The 16,963-nt window shown below is 73.3% G+C and carries 10 protein-coding genes and 2 pseudogenes; 4 read left to right on the forward strand and 8 right to left on the reverse strand.

Annotated elements, in window-relative coordinates; translation table 11 throughout:
* Positions 1–76 precede the first annotated feature (76 nt).
* Positions 77–3,832 carry an ABC transporter ATP-binding protein gene (locus BT364_RS34560; protein ID WP_072489156.1) on the forward strand — a complete coding sequence of 1,252 codons (3,756 nt, stop codon included), beginning with the start codon at positions 77–79 and terminating at the stop codon, positions 3,830–3,832.
* 22 nt (positions 3,833–3,854) lie between these two features.
* On the opposite strand, the gene BT364_RS34565 is transcribed toward BT364_RS34560, so the two are convergent.
* Positions 3,855–4,361, reverse strand: a complete 507-nt coding sequence (locus tag BT364_RS34565) for a hypothetical protein (protein WP_072489157.1) — start codon at positions 4,359–4,361, stop codon at positions 3,855–3,857.
* A 258-nt stretch (positions 4,362–4,619) separates the two neighbouring features.
* Here BT364_RS34565 and BT364_RS34570 point away from each other — a divergent pair, with 258 nt between their 5' ends.
* Both BT364_RS34570 and BT364_RS40580 read left to right on the forward strand, forming a co-directional pair.
* A complete protein-coding gene (locus BT364_RS34570) occupies positions 4,620–4,991 on the forward strand; it encodes a hypothetical protein (RefSeq protein ID WP_072489158.1) in 372 nt (123 codons plus the stop codon).
* Positions 4,992–5,102: 111 nt separating this feature from the next.
* Positions 5,103–5,219, forward strand: a pseudogene (locus BT364_RS40580) (hypothetical protein); the annotation flags it as partial.
* A gap of 60 nt (positions 5,220–5,279) precedes the next feature.
* On the opposite strand, the gene BT364_RS34580 reads toward BT364_RS40580, so the two are convergent.
* Both BT364_RS34580 and BT364_RS34585 read right to left on the reverse strand, forming a co-directional pair.
* The gene (locus tag BT364_RS34580; RefSeq protein ID WP_072489159.1) at positions 5,280–7,133 is read right to left on the reverse strand and encodes a glycoside hydrolase family 3 protein; all 1,854 of its coding nucleotides are present in this window, start codon (positions 7,131–7,133) and stop codon (positions 5,280–5,282) included.
* Positions 7,134–7,286: 153 nt separating this feature from the next.
* The gene (locus tag BT364_RS34585; RefSeq protein WP_072489178.1) at positions 7,287–8,201 is read right to left on the reverse strand and encodes a LysR family transcriptional regulator; all 915 of its coding nucleotides are present in this window, start codon (positions 8,199–8,201) and stop codon (positions 7,287–7,289) included.
* A gap of 104 nt (positions 8,202–8,305) precedes the next feature.
* Between BT364_RS34585 and BT364_RS34590 the strand changes: the two genes are divergently transcribed.
* Positions 8,306–9,223, forward strand: coding sequence for an EamA family transporter (locus tag BT364_RS34590; protein WP_072489179.1), 918 nt, complete (start codon positions 8,306–8,308; stop codon positions 9,221–9,223).
* Between the two features lie 48 nt (positions 9,224–9,271).
* On the opposite strand, the gene BT364_RS34595 is transcribed toward BT364_RS34590, so the two are convergent.
* From BT364_RS34595 to BT364_RS34615, 5 genes and pseudogenes are all read right to left on the reverse strand, one after another.
* Positions 9,272–10,060 (reverse strand): sugar phosphate isomerase/epimerase family protein, encoded by a 789-nt coding sequence (locus BT364_RS34595; protein WP_072489160.1) that lies wholly within the window; start codon positions 10,058–10,060, stop codon positions 9,272–9,274.
* 46 nt (positions 10,061–10,106) lie between these two features.
* Positions 10,107–10,442, reverse strand: a pseudogene (locus BT364_RS34600) (GAF domain-containing protein); the annotation flags it as partial.
* Positions 10,443–10,493: 51 nt separating this feature from the next.
* Positions 10,494–13,412 (reverse strand): ATP-binding protein, encoded by a 2,919-nt coding sequence (locus tag BT364_RS34605; RefSeq protein ID WP_072489161.1) that lies wholly within the window; start codon positions 13,410–13,412, stop codon positions 10,494–10,496.
* 70 nt (positions 13,413–13,482) lie between these two features.
* On the reverse strand, positions 13,483–13,668 hold the full coding sequence (locus BT364_RS34610) for a hypothetical protein (RefSeq protein WP_072489162.1): 186 nt from the start codon (positions 13,666–13,668) through the stop codon (positions 13,483–13,485).
* Between the two features lie 144 nt (positions 13,669–13,812).
* Positions 13,813–16,851, reverse strand: a complete 3,039-nt coding sequence (locus BT364_RS34615) for a type 2 lanthipeptide synthetase LanM family protein (protein WP_256260349.1) — start codon at positions 16,849–16,851, stop codon at positions 13,813–13,815.
* Positions 16,852–16,963 lie beyond the last annotated feature (112 nt).

Here is a 16,963-nt window from a genome sequence, read left to right on the forward strand (position 1 = left end):
TTTGTAACGGCGGGATGAAATCCGCTGCCCACCGCGTTGGTGCCTTCCGGTAGAGCAGGTCTGACGGGAGGCACCGGTGACGGACGCAGGGGACGTACAGAGCGTGACGCAGGCCCCGGGATGGGCCCGGCGGCTGTGCGGCTACGCATGGCGCTACCGGCGCAACGTGCTGCTGGCGCTCGGCTCGTCGCTCGCGGGCATGGCGGTGATGGCCCTCGTCCCGCTGATCACCAAGGTGATCATCGATGACGTCGTCGTCGACCGCACGCGGTCCCTCGCCGTCTGGACCGGGCTCCTCATAGTCGCCGCCGCGCTGGTGTACGTGTCCACGTACATCCGCCGGTACTACGGCGGCCGGCTCGCCCTCGACGTGCAGCACGATCTCCGTACCGAGATGTACGGAACGATCACCCGCCTCGACGGGAAGCGGCAGGACGAGCTGTCCACCGGCCAGGTCGTCGGGCGCGCCACCAGCGACCTTCAGCTGATCCAGGGGCTTCTGTTCATGCTCCCGATGACGATCGGGAACGTACTGCTCTTCATCATCTCCCTGGTGATCATGGCGTGGCTCTCGCCGCTGCTCACCCTGGTCGCGATCGCCGTGGCCCCCGCCCTCTGGTTCATCGCCCGCCGCTCCCGCTCCCGGCTCTTCCCCGCCACCTGGTACGCCCAGGGGCAGGCCGCCGCCGTCGCCGGAGTCGTCGACGGGGCCGTCTCCGGAGTCCGGGTCGTCAAGGGGTTCGGACAGGAGGAGCAGGAGACCGGCAAGCTGCGCGAGGTCGGGCGGAAGCTGTTCGCCGGGCGGCTGCGGACCATCCGGCTGAACTCCCGCTACACCCCCGCCCTCCAGGCCGTCCCCGCGCTCGGCCAGGTCGCGATGCTGGCCCTCGGCGGCTGGCTCGCCACCCGGGGCGAGATCACCCTCGGTACCTTCGTCGCGTTCTCCACCTATCTCGCCCAGCTCGTCGGCCCGGTCCGGATGCTCGCCATGGTCCTCACCGTCGGACAGCAGGCCAGGGCCGGCGTCGAGCGCGTACTGGAACTCATCGACACCGAGCCGACCATGAAGGACGGCACCAAGGAACTCCCGGCCGACGCCCCCGCCAGCGTCGAGTTCGACGACGTACGGTTCGGCTACGACGCCGAGCGCCCCGTCCTCGACGGGTTCTCGCTGACCATCGAGCCCGGCGAGACCGTCGCCGTCGTCGGCGCGTCCGGCAGCGGGAAGTCCACCGTCTCGCTGCTGCTGCCCCGCTTCTACGACGTGACGCACGGCGCCGTCCTGGTCGGCGGCCACGACGTCCGCGAGCTGACCCACGAGTCCCTGCGCGCCGCCATCGGCCTCGTACCGGAGGACAGCTTCCTGTTCTCCGACACCGTCCGCGCCAACATCGCCTACGGATTCCCCGACGCCACCCGGGAACAGATCGAGGAGGCCGCCCGCGCCGCCCAGGCCGACCGGTTCATCGCGGACCTGCCCGAGGGTTACGACACCAAGGTCGGCGAGCACGGACTCACCCTCTCCGGCGGCCAGCGCCAGCGCGTCGCGCTCGCCCGCGCCATCCTGACCGACCCCAGGCTGCTCCTCCTCGACGACGCCACCTCCGCCGTCGACGCCCGCGTCGAGCACGAGATCCACGAGGCGCTGCGCCAGGTGATGGCCGGGCGGACCACCCTGCTGATCGCCCACCGCCGCTCCACCCTCGGCCTCGCCGACCGGATCGCCGTCCTGGAGAACGGCCGGCTCGCCGACATCGGCACCCACGAGGAGCTGGAGCGCCGCTCCCCGCTCTACCGGCGGCTGCTCACCGACCCCGACGAGCTGGGCGGCACCTCGCCCGGTCACCACCGGCCGACCCCCGCCGTCGGCACCACCCCCGAGGACGAGCGCGCGCTCCAGGAGGAGCTGGACGCCGAGTTCGACGCCGAGCGCGGCATCAGCCCCCACCTGTGGGTCCGCAAGGAGGAGCCGCGCGACACCGGCGCGGCCGGCATGCCCGCCACCCCCGAACTGCTCGCCCAGGTCGAGGCGCTGCCGCCCGCCACCGACACCCCTGACATCGACGAGGCACGGGCCGTCGGCGCCGAGGACTCCTACGGGCTGCGCAGGCTGCTGCGCGGCTTCGGACTGCCGCTGCTGGTGAGCCTGGTACTGGTCGCGGTCGACGCGGGCGCCGGTCTGCTGCTGCCGGTGCTGATCCGGCACGGCATCGACCAGGGCGTCTCGCAGCTGGCGCTCGGCGCCGTCTGGGCGGCCTCCGCGCTGGCCCTCGTGGTCGTCCTCGTGCAGTGGGCCGCCCAGATCGGCGAGACCCGGATGACGGGCCGCACCGGCGAACGGGTGCTGTACTCACTGCGGCTGAAGATCTTCGCGCAGCTGCAGCGGCTCGGCCTGGACTACTACGAGCGCGAGCTGACCGGCCGGATCATGACCCGGATGACGACGGACGTGGACGCGCTGTCGACGTTCCTGCAGACCGGACTGGTCACGGCCTTCGTCTCCGTCGTCACCTTCTTCGGCATCATGGTCGCGCTGCTGGTCCTCGACGTACAGCTGGCCCTCGTCGTCTTCACGACGCTGCCGCTGCTGGTCATCGGAACGTTCTTCTTCCGCCGCAAGAGCGTGAAGGCGTACGAGCTGGCCCGCGAACGCATCAGCGTGGTCAACGCCGACCTCCAGGAGTCCGTCTCCGGGCTGCGGATCGTGCAGGCCTTCGGCCGCGAGGCCGACGGCGCCGGCCGGTTCGCGGAGCGCAGCGACCACTACCGCGAGGCCAGGGTCCGCGGCCAGTGGCTGATCTCGGTCTACTTCCCGTTCGTGCAGCTGCTGTCCTCGGTGGCTGCGGCCGCCGTCCTGATCGTCGGCGCGGGCCGGGTCGACAACGGCACGCTCACCACCGGTGCGCTGGTCGCCTACCTCCTCTACATCGACCTGTTCTTCGCCCCGGTGCAGCAGCTCTCCCAGGTCTTCGACGGCTACCAGCAGGCCACCGTCTCCCTCGGCCGCATCCAGGAGCTGCTGCGCGAGCCGACCTCCACCGACGCCGCTGACGAACCGCTGGACGTGCTGTCGCTGCGCGGCGAGATCGCCTTCGAGGACGTGTCCTTCGCGTACGGCTCCGGTGACGATGCCGAGGAGGCCCTCAGCGGCGTCGACCTGCGGATACCGGCCGGCCAGACGGTCGCGTTCGTCGGCGAGACCGGCGCGGGGAAGTCCACCCTCGTCAAGCTCGTCGCCCGGTTCTACGACCCGACGGGCGGCCGGGTCACGGCGGACGGCACCGATCTGCGCCGCCTGGACCTCACCGCGTACCGGCACCGGCTCGGAGTCGTGCCGCAGGAGGCGTACCTCTTCGCGGGCACGGTCCGCGACGCCATCGCCTACGGGCGGCCCGAGGCCACCGACGCCGAGGTGGAGGCGGCGGCGAGGGCGGTCGGCGCCCATGACATGATCGCCACCCTGGACGGCGGCTATCTGCACGAGGTCGCCGAGCGGGGCCGCAACCTCTCGGCCGGTCAGCGCCAGCTGATCGCGCTGGCCCGCGCCGAACTCGTCGACCCGGACGTCCTGCTGCTCGACGAGGCGACCGCCTCCCTGGACCTGGCCTCCGAGGCCCTGGTCAACCAGGCGACCGACCGGCTCACGGGCCGCCGCACCACCCTGGTCGTCGCCCACCGGCTGACCACGGCCGCCCGTGCCGACCGGGTCGTGGTGATGGACCACGGCCGGGTCGTCGAGGACGGCACGCACGACGAACTCCTGGCCAGGGACGGGCATTACGCCGTGCTGTGGCGCACCTTCATCGGGGAGGACGAGCCCGCCGGGGTGTGAGCCGGCGGGCCCGCCCGCCGGCTCACCGGCCGATGCCGGAGATCTTCCCGTTCCGCAGGTCCGAACGCACGGTCAGGTACGAGTACGTGGGGTGCTCGCCACCGCTCCAGGTGAGCCGCACCGTCGACCAGGTGTGGCCGGCGGCGCTGTCGCCCGGGGTGACCCGGAAGGCGAGCGGGGTGTTCTGGGCGCGGAGCACCCCGTCCGCGTGGTTGCGCTGCTCCCAGGTGTTCAGCTCGGAGCGCAGGCGAGGGGTCAGATAGAAGGTTCTCAGGGCGGTGGCGAGCCGGCCGCCGTCCCCGGCGGAGACGGCATCGATGTAGGCGCCGTAGAAGTGGGCGACCTGTTGGTAGGCGGGGGCGCCGAGGTCGCTGCGTACCGGCGCCGCGGCCGCCGGGGTCCGCGGTGCCTGCGGGGCCGCCGCGACCGCCGGGACCGCGGCGACGGCGGTGAGGAGAGCGGAGGCGAGCAGCGTCCGGCCGATGAGGTGTCGGCTGCGGGGGTCCTGTGCGTTGCGGAGTTGAAGCATGACAGTTCCTGCCTTTCGTGTGGCTCTGTCCGGTTGGAGTCATGCTGTGGCGATTCGGTTGCGCCGGGGACGGAGCGCGCCGAATGCAACCTCCGGATGGTCTCCTGCGTCGTACGCATGTATGCGTATACGCCGATCAAGGGTGTAAGCGTTCGACTGGTGATGGGGTTGCTGGTGATAAGAGGGACGGAAAAGTCCGGAAAGGCAGAATTGCCCGATGGGGGTGGCGACAGAAGGGGAAACGGCAACGGCCGCCGGATGCTGATGTGCTCGGTCGTCCTGCCGCTGGTGGCCGCCCTCGGCCTGGTGCTCGGCGGCCCCGCGGCCGGCCGCGCCGACGCCGCGACGGTCTGCGCCGGGCGCCCCGCGAAGACGGTCCCGTTCAAGACCGGCGAGCTGCGCGTCTACAAGAACCGTTCCTACGCCTGCGCGATAGCGGTCGCCAAGAAGCCGGGCCCGCGCCGGCCGATGTCCGTGACGATCCAGGCGCGTGGCGGCAGCCCCGTCGTCGACAGCGGCAAATACACCAAGCAGGCCGGCCCGGTGACGGTCCATGCGCTCAACCGGTGCGTCAGGGCCTCGGCCAGGATCTCGGGGAAGCCGGGCTCCACGGGCTGGATTCTCTGCTGACCCGCGGGCCCGGACACGCGGTTCCGCCGCGTCGACCGGGTCTGGCGGCACAGGTGCCGCCGCTAGGTTCACGACGACTGTTGTGACTCCTGGGGAGGGCGTATGCGCAAGGCGTTCATCGCCCCGGCCGCCGTGCGGGACGACCCGGCGAGGGCGAAGCCGCTCGCGAAGTTCGACGCACGGCTCGACGAGCGGGACGTGATGAACGAGCGCGGGCTGCGGCCGTAACGGTCCCGCGAGCAGGGGGAGGGGCTGTGCGCGCGGCGCACAGCCCCTCCGTGCTTCCGGCTAGTACGTCAGCCCGTAACCGACCGGGTGCAGCACCCGGGCCGGATCGTCCGCGCGCTGCACCGGGACCGGCAGGGTGCCCCGCGGTTCGGCGCGGCCCGCGATCACCCGGGCGGCGGCCCGCAGTTCGACATCGGTCCAGGAGTACGTGGCCAGGTTCGCCGCGAACCCGGTTCCGGTCAGCTGGGCGACGTCGTACGGATTGCGGATCGCCACCGTGATCACCGGGATGCCGGTGGCCGCCAGCGCGCTCACCAGGGTGCGCTGCGAGCTGGTCGCCGAGACGTTGTACGTCGCCACGACCACCGCGTCCTTGCCCTGTGCGGCCGCCACCGCCTCGTCGATCTTCGCCTTGGCGGGGGCGGTGCCGGTGGACAGCGCGGTCGCCGCGTACCCCAGTTCGCCGAAGGTGGTGGCCAGCGTGGTGGTCGGCGGTCCGGTGGTGCCGGAGGGGGAGGCGGGATCGGCGCCGACCACGAGCAGGTTCCGGTGGGAGCGGCGGGAGAGCGGCAGCACCGCGCCCTCGTTGGCGAGCAGGGTGGTGGTGCGCTCGGCGATCCGGTCGGCGGCGGCGAGATGTGCCCGGGTGCCGACGGTGCGGTCCACCCCCGAGTGGCTGACGAACGGGTCGTCGAACAGCCCGAGCTTCGTCTTCAGCCGCAGGATGCGCAGGATCGATTCATCAATCCGGGCCTCGCTGATCTCACCGTTCTTCACGGCCTCCAGGACGGCGTTCCAGGAGACTTCCAGGCTCGGCGGGTTGAGCAGCTGGTCGACGCCGGCCTTGAGGGCGAGGACCGGCACGCGGTCGTCGCCGTACTTCGTCCGCACCCCCTCCATGCCGAGCGAGTCGGTCACCACGACACCGTCGTAGCCGAGCTCCTCGCGCAGGATGCCGGTGAGGATCGGGTGGGACAGCGTCGCCGGATCCTCGGCGGGATCCAGCGCCGGGACCACGATGTGCGCGGTCATGATCGAGTCGATGCCCGCGGCGATCGCGGCCCGGAACGGCGGCTCGTCCAGCTCGGCCCACTGCTCACGGGTGTGGTTGATGACGGGCAGTCCGGTGTGGCTGTCGGTGCTGGTGTCGCCGTGGCCCGGGAAGTGCTTGGCCGTCGAGGCGATGTTGCTGCTCTGGTACCCCTTCACCTGCGCGGCGACCATGCCGGCCACGGACTGCGGGTCGGAGCCGAAGGAACGTACACCGATCACCGGGTTGGCAGGGTTGACGTTGACGTCGGCGTCCGGGGCGTAGTTCTGGTTGATGCCGATCGCGGCCAGTTCGGCGCCCGCGATCTGCCCGGCCCGGCGGGCGTCGGAGCGCGAACCGCCCGCGCCCAGCGCCATCGCGCCCGGCATCAGGGTGGCGGGCTCGCCGACCCGGCAGACGATGCCGTGCTCCTGGTCGGTGGAGACGAGGAGCGGCAGCGGGGTGGAGCCGGCGAGCCCCGCGCGCTGGATGCCGTTGGAGAGGTCGGCGATCTGGTGCGGGTCGCGGGTGTTGTGCGCCCAGGCGAAGTAGATGATCCCGCCGACGTGGTACTTGGCGATCATCTCGGCGGCCGTGCGGACCCCGATCTCGGCCAGGTTGGCGTCGATGTCGGCCTGGTCGGGGTCGGTGGCGGAGTGCCCGTACACCCGCATCACGAAGAGCTGCCCGACCTTCTCCTCCAGGGTCATCCCGGAGATGATCCGCTTGAGGCGCTTGGTGGTGGCGGCTGAGTTGTGCTGTCCGCTGCTCGCGGACCGCTGGGCGGCGACCGCGCCGGGCGCGAGGCCCGCGCCCGTGACGGCGGCGACTGCCGTCGCGGCGGTGGCGGTGAGCAGGGTGCGTCTGGAGGTGCGGTGGTGCACGTGAGCTCCTTCGGCCGTACTCGGGGACGAGGGGTGGTGAAAGAAACTTCCAAGGAGCACGGATATCCAGAAAATAACTTCCGGTCAAGGGTCTGGACCGTTTTGAGCACGTCCGGCGTGGCAGAGGTGTCCCGGCGCCCGCCCCGACCCGCCTCAGTCCTGCCCCAGCCCCACCGCGGCGCCGTGCGCCCGCAGCGCGGAGACCGCCGCCGTGATCGCGGGCCGCCGGGCCGCCTCCGTACGCCACAGCGCGTACAGCCGTCGCACCGGTACGGGATCGAGCGGCACCGCCACCACTCCCGGCGGCAGCTGCCCCCGCCCCAGGCACGGGATCAACGCGACCCCGAGACCGGCGGCCAGCAGCGCCAGCTGGGTGTGGTTCTCCTCCGCCTGGTGCCGGATGTCCGGCTCGTATCCGGCCGCCCGCAACGTCCGTACGAGCCAGTCGTGGCAGACCGTCCCCGGTGGCTGGCAGATCCACCGCTCGCCCGCCAGCTCCTCGCGCCGCACCGCCTCCCGCCCGGCCAGGCGATGCCCCTCGGGCACCAGCAGATCGCAGCGGTCGTCACCGATCACCGCCTGCGCCACGCCCTCGGGGGCGGGCAGCGGGGCGATGTCCCAGTCGTGTGCGACCGCCAGATCGATCACGCCCTTGGCCACCAGATCGACCGAGAGATGCGGATCGACCTCGGTCATCCGGACGTCCAGGGCCGGGTGGTCCCGGACCAGCTCCGCCAGCACGCCGGGCAGCAGCCCGCGTGCCGCGGAGGCGAACGCGCCGATCGACAGCCGCCCGGTCGGCAGCCCCCTGCGCTCCTCCAGCGAGGTCTCGGCGCGCTCCACGATCGCCAGCAACTGCTGGGCCGTCGCCGCCAGGTGGAGCGCCTCCTCGGTCAGCGCGACCCCGCGCCCGCGGCGCTCCAGCAGTGTGGTGCGGGTCTCCCGCTCCAGCTTGGTGATCTGCTGCGAGACCGCCGACGGGGTGTAGCCGAGGGCGGCGGCGGCCCCCGCGACGGAGCCGTGGACGAAGACGGCGTGCAGGGCGCGCAGCCGGGCCAGATCGAGCACCGGACCTCCCGTGCCATTCATGGGTGATTCATTAGCGACACTCAATTCCACCATGAAGAAATCCGCGCTGGTGCTACATGGTCGGCGCGGGTGATCCTCGGTCCATGCGTCCCCTCCACATAGCCCTGGCCGCCCTGGTGGCCGCCGTCTGGGGTGTCAATTTCGTGGTCATCGAGGTCGGCCTCGGGCACTTCCCGCCGCTGCTCTTCTCCGCCCTGCGCTTCCTGGTCGCCGCGCTGCCCGCGGTCTTCCTCGTCGGCCGGCCCAAGGTCGCGTGGAAGTGGATCGTGGGCGTCGGGCTGGTCCTCGGGGTGGCGAAGTTCGGCCTGCTCTTCATCGGCATGGACCGCGGCATGCCCGCCGGCCTCTCGTCCCTCGTGCTCCAGGTCCAGGCGGTCTTCACGGCCCTCTTCGCCGCCGTCGCCCTCGGTGAACGCCCCGGAAAGGTGAGGCTGCTGGGGATGGGAGTGGCCCTCGCGGGCATCGGGGTCGCGGCGGTCGACGAGGGCGCGGGCGGCCCCGTGCTCGCCTTCGTCCTGGTGATCGCGGCGGCGGCCTGCTGGGGCGTGTCCAACGTACTGACCCGCAAGGCCGCCCCGCCCGACTCGCTCAACTTCATGGTGTGGGTCTCGACCGTGCCCGTCCTCCCGCTGCTCGGCCTCTCCCTCCTCTTCGAGGGCTGGGACCGCGACAAGGAGGCGCTGGCCGCGCTGGACTGGAGCGGCGCCGGGATCATCGTCTACGTCGCCTGGATCACCACCGTCTTCGGCTTCGGAGCCTGGGGCTTCCTGCTGCGCCACCACCCGGCCTCCTCGGTGGCCCCGTTCACCCTGCTCGTCCCGGTCTTCGGGATGTCCTCGGCCGCGCTGCTGCTGGACGAGTCGGTGAGCCCGCTGCGGTGGTGCGCGGCGGCGCTGCTGGTCGGCGGGGTTGCCCTCACCTCACTGGCGGGGGCGCGGCGCCCGCGCACCCCGGCACCGAAGACGCCGGAGCCGGAGCCGGAGGTGGCGCGGGCCGCCTGAGCCGGCCGCGTGCCGCCCCCGGCCCCGGCGCTGGGGCTCGGGCGCCGCCTACTGCTTGGGCGCGCCCAGCCGCAGCAGGTACTCCCGCCCGGCGTCCAGCAGCCCGGGCAGCTCCGCCGCGTCCGGGTGCCAGCGCTTCTCGTACTCCCAGCAGACCCAGCTGTCCGGGTCCAGCGTGTCCAGACAGGCCCCCAGCGGCAGCACCCCGGCCCCCAGCGCCAACGGCTCGGTGTCGTCGGCCGACGCGATGTCCTTCACCTGTACGTAGCCCAGGTGCGGGGCCAGCACCGCATGGCTCGCGGCCGGCTCCTCGCCCGCCAGCCAGGTGTGCATGATGTCCCACAGCGCGCCGATCTGCCCGTGCCCGACCGTCCCGACGACCCGGGCCACATCGACACCGGCCCGGTGCGAGTCATGGGTTTCCAGCAGGATGCGTACGCCCTTGTCGGCGGCGTGCGGAGCGGCGGCGGCCAGCCGCCGGGCGGCGGTCGCGTCGGCCACGGCGGGGTCCTGGCCACCGCCGCCCGGGAAGACCCGGACGTTCTGCGCGCCCAGGTCGTGCGCCAGGTCCACCAGCCCGGCCAGCTCCTCCAGCACGGGCGCGTCCTCGCCCTCGGCGGCGGCCCGGACATACCCGGCGACGGTCAGGATCTCGACGCCGCCCTTCCCGAACTCCTCGACGACGGCGGCCCGTTCGGCCGAGGTCAGGCCCGGGTGCACCGGCTCCTCGGGGTGGGCGCGCAGCTCCACCCCCTGATAGCCGTGTCCGGCGGCGAGCCGGACGACATCGGCGACCGGCATCCCCGGGACTCCGAGAGTCGAGAAAGCGAGCTTCACGTGCGTGGTCCTTCCGTCGTCGTCCGGCCACCCTTCCGGCCCGGCCTCAGCAGGGCTCCCGGAGCAGCTGCTCCAGACTATCCAGCAGCCTCAGCGCGTCCGCCCGCTGCCGGGGCCCCAGCCGCCCGCCCGGCTCCGGCGCACCCGCGCCGGCCGGGGCGTACGCCGCCATCCGCAACGCCGCGGCGGCCTGCCGGGCGAACATGGCGAGCAGGTCGAGCTCCCTGATGTCCGTGCGGGCGCGGGGGGACGGGTCGAGCACCTCCAGCACACCGAGCACCCGGCCGTCGCCGATCAGCGGGGCCGCCATCAGAGCACCCGGCACGAACTCGGTGGACTCGGCGAGCGCACGGTCGAACGAGGAGTCCGTGGTGAGGCCGTCCTCCGGGGGAGCCCCCCGGGCCGGCCCTCAACCGCCGCCCCCGGCCCCGGGTCAGTCGCGTTCGGCCGCGCACTCGGCGGAGAACTCGCAGAGTGCCGCGCGGTCCGCGCGCCCCGTCTTGCTCAGCAGACTCGCCATGTGCTTCTCCACCGTGCGCGGCGAGATGGACAGCCGCCGGGCGATCTGCTGGTTGCCCGGCCGCTCCGCCAGCAGTACGAAGACCTCGTACTCGCGCGGCGTCACCCCGCTCGTCCGCAGCGGGGCCGGGATGCGTTCCCAGCCGCCCCGGTGCTGCCCGACGCTGGCCCCCGCCTGCCGCAGCGCCGCCCGGCACGCGGCGGCGACCGGCTGGATGCCCGCCCCGTAGAAGTACTCCTCCGATGCTCGCAGCCAGCCCACCGGCTCGCCCCACTTCTCGGCGAGGGCCGCGCCGGCGACCAGCCGCAGCCCCAGATGGCGGGCGAGCGGAAAGGCGGCGGCGTCACCGACGGCTGCTTCGACCGACCGGGCGGCCCGGTCCGTGTCGCCCGCCCGGCCGTGCAGTACGCCATCGGCCAGGCGCAGGAACAGCTGGTTCCAGGCCAGGTCCGCGCCGGGGCTCTCCAGGATCGCGTCGAGCTCCGCCCGGCCGCCCCGGCCGTCGAGTATCCGCAGCAGCGGACGCAGACCGTAACGCCCGCTCAGATAGAAGAAACTGGGGTGCTCCAGCTCCCAGGCCAGCGAGGCGTCCAGGTCGGCCAGCGCACCCTCGCGGTCCTCCTCCAGCAGCGCCGCGAACGCACGGCAGAGCCCCAGTTGCAGCGGGACGAGTAAGGACTCCTCGCCGCCCGCCCGGCGGAACCGGGCCATGGCCCGGTCCAGGTCCCGTCTTCGGCCCCGGTGCGCGGCGAGTGCCGCCGAGGCCAGCAGCAGATAGCGGTGCGCCCCCAGATTGCGGACCCGCGCGCTGGCGGCCACCGACCGCTCGATGATCTCGTGCGCCCCGTCCCACTCGCCCCGCATCACCGCGTTCATCGCGAGCAGTCCGTCCACGGTCTGCATCGGCACCAGCGCGCCCAGCGACTGGGCGGCGGTCCGGGCCGTCTCCAGCCGGGCCGGGTCACCGGTGCGCATGAACGTGTTGGCGCCGAGCCGGACCAGCGCCTCCACCCGCCACACCGGCAGGGCGTGCTGCTCGGAGACCGCGAGCATCCGCTCCAGGCACGCGTCGGCCTCGTCGAAGCCGCGCTCCCGGGAGAGCAGCGCCAGCAACTGCCAGGCCTGGCAGGCGACCACGGGAAGGCTGCGCTCCTCCGCGACGGCGGCGGCCCGGCGCGCGGCGTCCTGCGCGCGCTCCTGCTGCCCGTGGCCCGCATGACCGGGCAGCAGGGCCAGATGACCGTCCACCACGTCGAGCGCCGCCTCCAGCTCGGGGCGGACGGCCGTGCCGAGCATGCCCCGCGCGGCCCGGATCTGCCCGGCCGCCTCGTCCACCCGCTCCGCCATCACGGCCGCCCAGGCGATCCGGATGTGGGTCTCGCCACGCTGCTCGGAGGCGTCGGAGCGCGGCGGCACCGGAGGGAGCTCCGCGGTCAGCGCCAGGGCCGTGTCGAGTTCACCGGCCTCGGCGTGGGCGACGGAAAGGGACTCCGTGATGCCCCGCAGATCGCTCTCGTGGGCGAGCGAGCGGGCCCGTTCCAGCAGGATGACGGCGGAACCGGACGCGCCCGCGGCCAGCATCCGGCGGCCGACGCCGGCGAACTGGCGGGCGGCGCCGTGCCGGTCGCCCCCGGCCAGCTGCAGCGTTGCCATCAACTGCCGCTGCTCGTCACCGAGTTCGTGCTCGATCGCGGCGAGGGACAGTGCCGCGCGGCGGGCCGTCGCGGCCCGCTCCGCCGGTGCCAGTGAGGCCACCAGGGCCTCGGAGGTCAGCGCGTGCCGGAAGGTGTAGCGGTCGGGGTCCGCCCCGTCGGGGGCGATGATGTTCGCCTCCACTGCGGAGCGCAGATGGCTGAAGAGCGTGCGGTCGTCGAAGCCGGTGACGGTCTGGAGCACGGTGACCGAGAACCGGCTGCCCAGGGTGGCCGAGCACAGGAGCAGCTCGCGCACCGGTTCGTCGAACCGGTCCAGCCGCCGCGACCAACTGCGCACCACGCCGGTCGGCACCGACGCGTCCGGGTTGGTGTGCTCCTCCCACCGGTCGTCGGCCCGGCGCAGCTGGCCGGAGTCGAGCAGATCGGCGAGCAGCACCTCGACCAGGTACGGATTGCCGCCCGCCCGGCCGGCCAGCCGTTCGTGGGTGGCCTGCGGCACCTCGTCCGGGGAGGCCTCCAGACACGAGGCGGTCATCTCCCGCACGTCCGCGTCACCGAGCGGTGCCAGCTCGCGCACGGTGGCGACCTGCCGCCGTTCCGCCGAGCGCACCAGGTCGAGTGCGACACCGGGCTCCGGGCGCAACGTCCCCAGCAGCAGCACCGGCAGGTCCGCCACGTTGTCGACGACGTACTCCACCACCGCGATCGTCTCGGTGTCGGAGTCGTGCAGGTCCTCCAGCAGGATCACGCAGCCGTGCTCCTGGCCGAGCACCGACAGCAGCCGCAGCAGCGCCTCGGCCAGCTCGACCACCGTCTCCGGATAGCCGGGGGAGGAGCCCTGGCGCCACTCCGGCACCAGCCGGGCCAGCGCCGGACGGTACGGGTCCAGCTCCGGGTCGGTGGGTGTCCCGACCGCCCGGAACCGTGAGGACAGCGCCTCGATCAGCGGGCGGAACGGCACCACGAGCCCGGTCGACGTGGCCCTGCCGCGCAGCACCGGCATGCCCCGCTCGTACGCCCGGTAGGCGCACTCGCCGGCCAGCCGGGATTTGCCGATGCCCGCGTCCCCGACGAAGAAGACCGCGCGCCCCGAACACCGCGAGGCGGTGTCCAGGGCGTTGCTCAGCAGGCCGGTCTCAGCGACACGCCCGACAATCACCGACGAAGTGGTACGCATGGACGCAGGCTACTTGAGCCACTACCCACCGGTCATGGCGTCAAATCGCTTGATACGAGATGGAATTGGCTCAGTTCCAGGTCATGGTGGTCCACGGCAGGTCCGAGGTGTCGGGGTTGCTGTCCACGGCGCCGAGGATTCTGCTGCGCAAACCGAGTCTGCCGCCCGCACCCAGGGCGATCCGGCCGACGGGGTGCTCGTCGGCGACGTCGTCGAACTCGTGGGCGCGGAAGGCGGAAGCTTCGGTGGTCTGCATGGTCTGCCTCTTCTCGTGGGAGGTTGTCGTTGCGTGAGCGGTGCGATGAGACGTGTACGAAGCGGTGGTACGTGAGCGGTGCGGCGGTACGGGCTGTGGTGCGGGTGGTACGTGCGAGGCGCTGGCGCGCAGGGGGAGGCGGGCTCAGCCGGGCGCGACCGGCAGGGTGGGTCCGGCGAGCAGCAGCACCGACGGCACCCGGTCGGGGAATCCGGCCCGCAGCAGCCCGTGCCCGATGCCCGCGAGTCCGGTCAGCAGCCCCGGATGCGGTACCTGGCCGGGTGTTCCGCAGCGCGGCTTCGCCCGGTCGGCCGCCGCGAGCAGCGCCCCGGCCCGCTCCACCCAGCGGGCGCGAGCACTCGACAGCTCGCCGCGGCGCAGCAGTTCGAGGACGCCGAGCTCGCCGTGGCACAGGCTGTCGTCCGGCGGCGGTTCGGCCCCCGCGATCTCCGCCGCCGCCTCGCGCGCCCAGGCGGACAGCAGCGGGTCGGCCCGCGCCGCCGGGCTGTCCAGCACGGCCAGCGCCACGCCCGTCCGGCCCCGGCACCAGGAGATGTCGCAGTCCACGCCGTCGGTCGCGGCCCGCAGCGCGGCGAGCCCCGAGGCGCGGTACGGTTCGCCGCCGCCCGCCTCGGCGAAGCGCAGCAGCGCCCAGCCGATCCCGGCGGACCCGTCGGCGAACCCCGGTGTGCCCGGCAGCGGTGCCGCGCGCAGCAGCCCTGCGCAGCGTTCCGCCGCCCGCCACACGTCGGCCCGTCCGGTGGCCCGGTACCCGGCGAGCAGAGCGACCAGCCCGCCGGCCGTGCCCCCGCGCACCCCGTACTCGCTCTCGGCGACGGCCGCCGCACCGGTCAACCGCAGTGCGGGCGCGACCAGTCGGCCGAGGCGCGGGTCGTCCAGCGTGTCCGCGACCTGAGTCAGTGCGTACGCGATCCCGCCGAGCCCGGCGAACGCACCCGAGCCCACCGGGCCCAGATCGTCCGGGCGCGCGTGCAGCGCGTCCAGCAGCCCGGCGAGCGGCGCCAGCGCGTCCCGGGCGGCTGTGGCGTACCGGTCCGCACCGGTGAGCGCGGCGAGCTGGGCGAGGAAGCACGCCGCACCGGTGTAGCCGCCCGCCAGGTCGGCGGCCATCGGTCCCAGCCGCCAGTAGCGCTCGTCGAGCAGCTCCAGGCCGATCCAGTTCAGCCGGGTGGGCCCGGAGTAGGCCTGGGACACCAGCTCGTCGCCGACCGACCGGGCCGCCGCGAGCAGTTGCTCCGGCTCCGGTGCGGTCGCGGCCGTACGGACCCGGCGCGGGCCGGGCCGGGACTCGTGGGCGGGCTCGCGCGAGGTGGTCACCATCGCGGCGCGGATGATCCGTTCCTGGTCCTGGCGGTCCACCGTGTCCATGGCCGCCAGCTTCGCCCGGACCAGGGACAGTCCCGTCCGGGCGAGCGTGCCGGGCAGCAGCCGGCCGGTCCCGCTCCACAGGTCGGTGCGTTCGGGAAGGGCGGTGAACACGGGCACGTCGCCCGACCAGAGCTGGTCGATCTCCTCGTCCAGGAGGCCGGGCAGCGCGGCGGATCCCAGGGTGTCGGTGCCCAGCAGCGCGAGCACCTCGTGCCGTTCGGCGGCGTCCTTCATCAGGTCCGGGTGCGTGGACTCGTCCAGGAGCGAGGCGTAGATCCAGGTGGGCCGCGCCACCACCCGCACCTCGTCGTGCGCGAACCGGTCCAGCAGCCCGCCGGTGCGAAGGAGTTCGGCGCGGGCCTCCTTGATCGCGGTGTATCCGGCGCGGAATCCGGCGCACAGCGCACGGGTGAAGGCGGACGGGTCGGCGGGCGTTTTGGTCAGCCGGGGCCGGTTCGCCGACCCGCCGATCCGGGCCGTGCGGCGCACCAGCCGCATCCGGTCGGTCCCCGCGTCGGCCCAGTCGACGCTGCGCACCGGGGAGTCGGCCGCCTGCCCACCGCCGATCCCGGACATGTCGAGCGCGGTCTCGTCCCCGACGAGCAGCTGCGGCAGCAGTCCCACCCGGTGCACCGAGCCGTGCAGGGCGCGGGCGGCCGGATCGTCCGAATCCGCGGTGGGCAGCGGCGGGTGGAACAGCGTCTCGACGTCGACGAGTACGGGGTACTCCCCGTCCGCGATCAGGTTCTCGTGGTGCAGGTCGGTGCCGTCCAGCGTGTGCAGCAGGGCCAGTAGCGCGCCCTGGCGCCGGTAGAAGGCCTCGACCTGGCGGGCCGAGCGGCAGGGCCGTTCCGCGACGAACTCCACCCAGCCGTACGGACCCCGGTCCAGCAGGGCGAGCGTACGGAGTCCGGGGGCGCCGGGCAGCGCGTTGAACCACTGGACCAGTTCGTTGAAGTGCCGGTGCGCGGCGAGCGGACGCGGCTTGTAGACCAGCCGGGCACCGTCCTCGAACCGGAGCAGCATCACGGTCCGCCCGCCCCGGTGGCCGTCCCCGGCACCGGGCTCGACCGCCATCAGCCGGCCGTTCCCGGCCTCTTCGCCCCGGGACGCGCGGACGCCCGGCAGCACCGGCCGGTCGGCGGCGAACCGGACCAGCATCTCGGCCAGCGCGGCGGCGGCGTCGAGCGCGGCACGTGCCAGGATCCGGGCCAGTACGGGGTACGTGGTGCAGAGCGCGGTCAGTCCGGACCGGGCGCCGGTCCTGCGCAGGAAGTCGGTGAACCGGTCCTCGGGACCGTGCCCGGCCAGCCGCCCGTCCCGCCGCGCCGTGTGCAGCTCCAGGACCAGGGTCCGGGCGGCGAGCCGCGCGAGCCGCCGGGACAGGTGGCGCTCGAAGTCCTCGCGTACGGCGTCCAGATCGACGCACTGGTTCAGCCGCCGCGGCAGACCGTCCTGCATCCGCCGCGCCGCGCAGGCGGTGAACGGGGCGAGGACGCGTTCGAATCCACGCAGCCCCGGCAGGTGTTCCCGGTCGCCGATCACCGCCCGCTCGGGCGCGGCAGACATCGCGTCCTGGACGAACACCGCCCAGTCCGGGGCGTGTTCGGGCAGCGCGTCACCGGTCAGCGCCGGCCGCCACCACGAACCGTCGGACCAGGAGGACCCGTCCGCCGCCGGCCGCTCGGCCTCCAGCAGGCCGACCGCATCGGCGGAGGAACCCGCTGCCGCGGCCGGACGTGACGCGGAAGAGACGCCCAGCCGTTCGCCGCCGCCCGCATGAATCTCCGCCATCGCACCTCCTCGGTCCGGCGCCGGCACCGCCGGTCCGCCAGACCCCATACTTCCGGCGACGCGTTCGCAGGACATGGGGGCAACGCCCCCATCTTTCTGCCCGTGACCCGAA

This window comes from Streptomyces atratus (assembly GCF_900119365.1).
GTDB classification, from domain to species: domain Bacteria; phylum Actinomycetota; class Actinomycetes; order Streptomycetales; family Streptomycetaceae; genus Streptomyces; species Streptomyces atratus_B.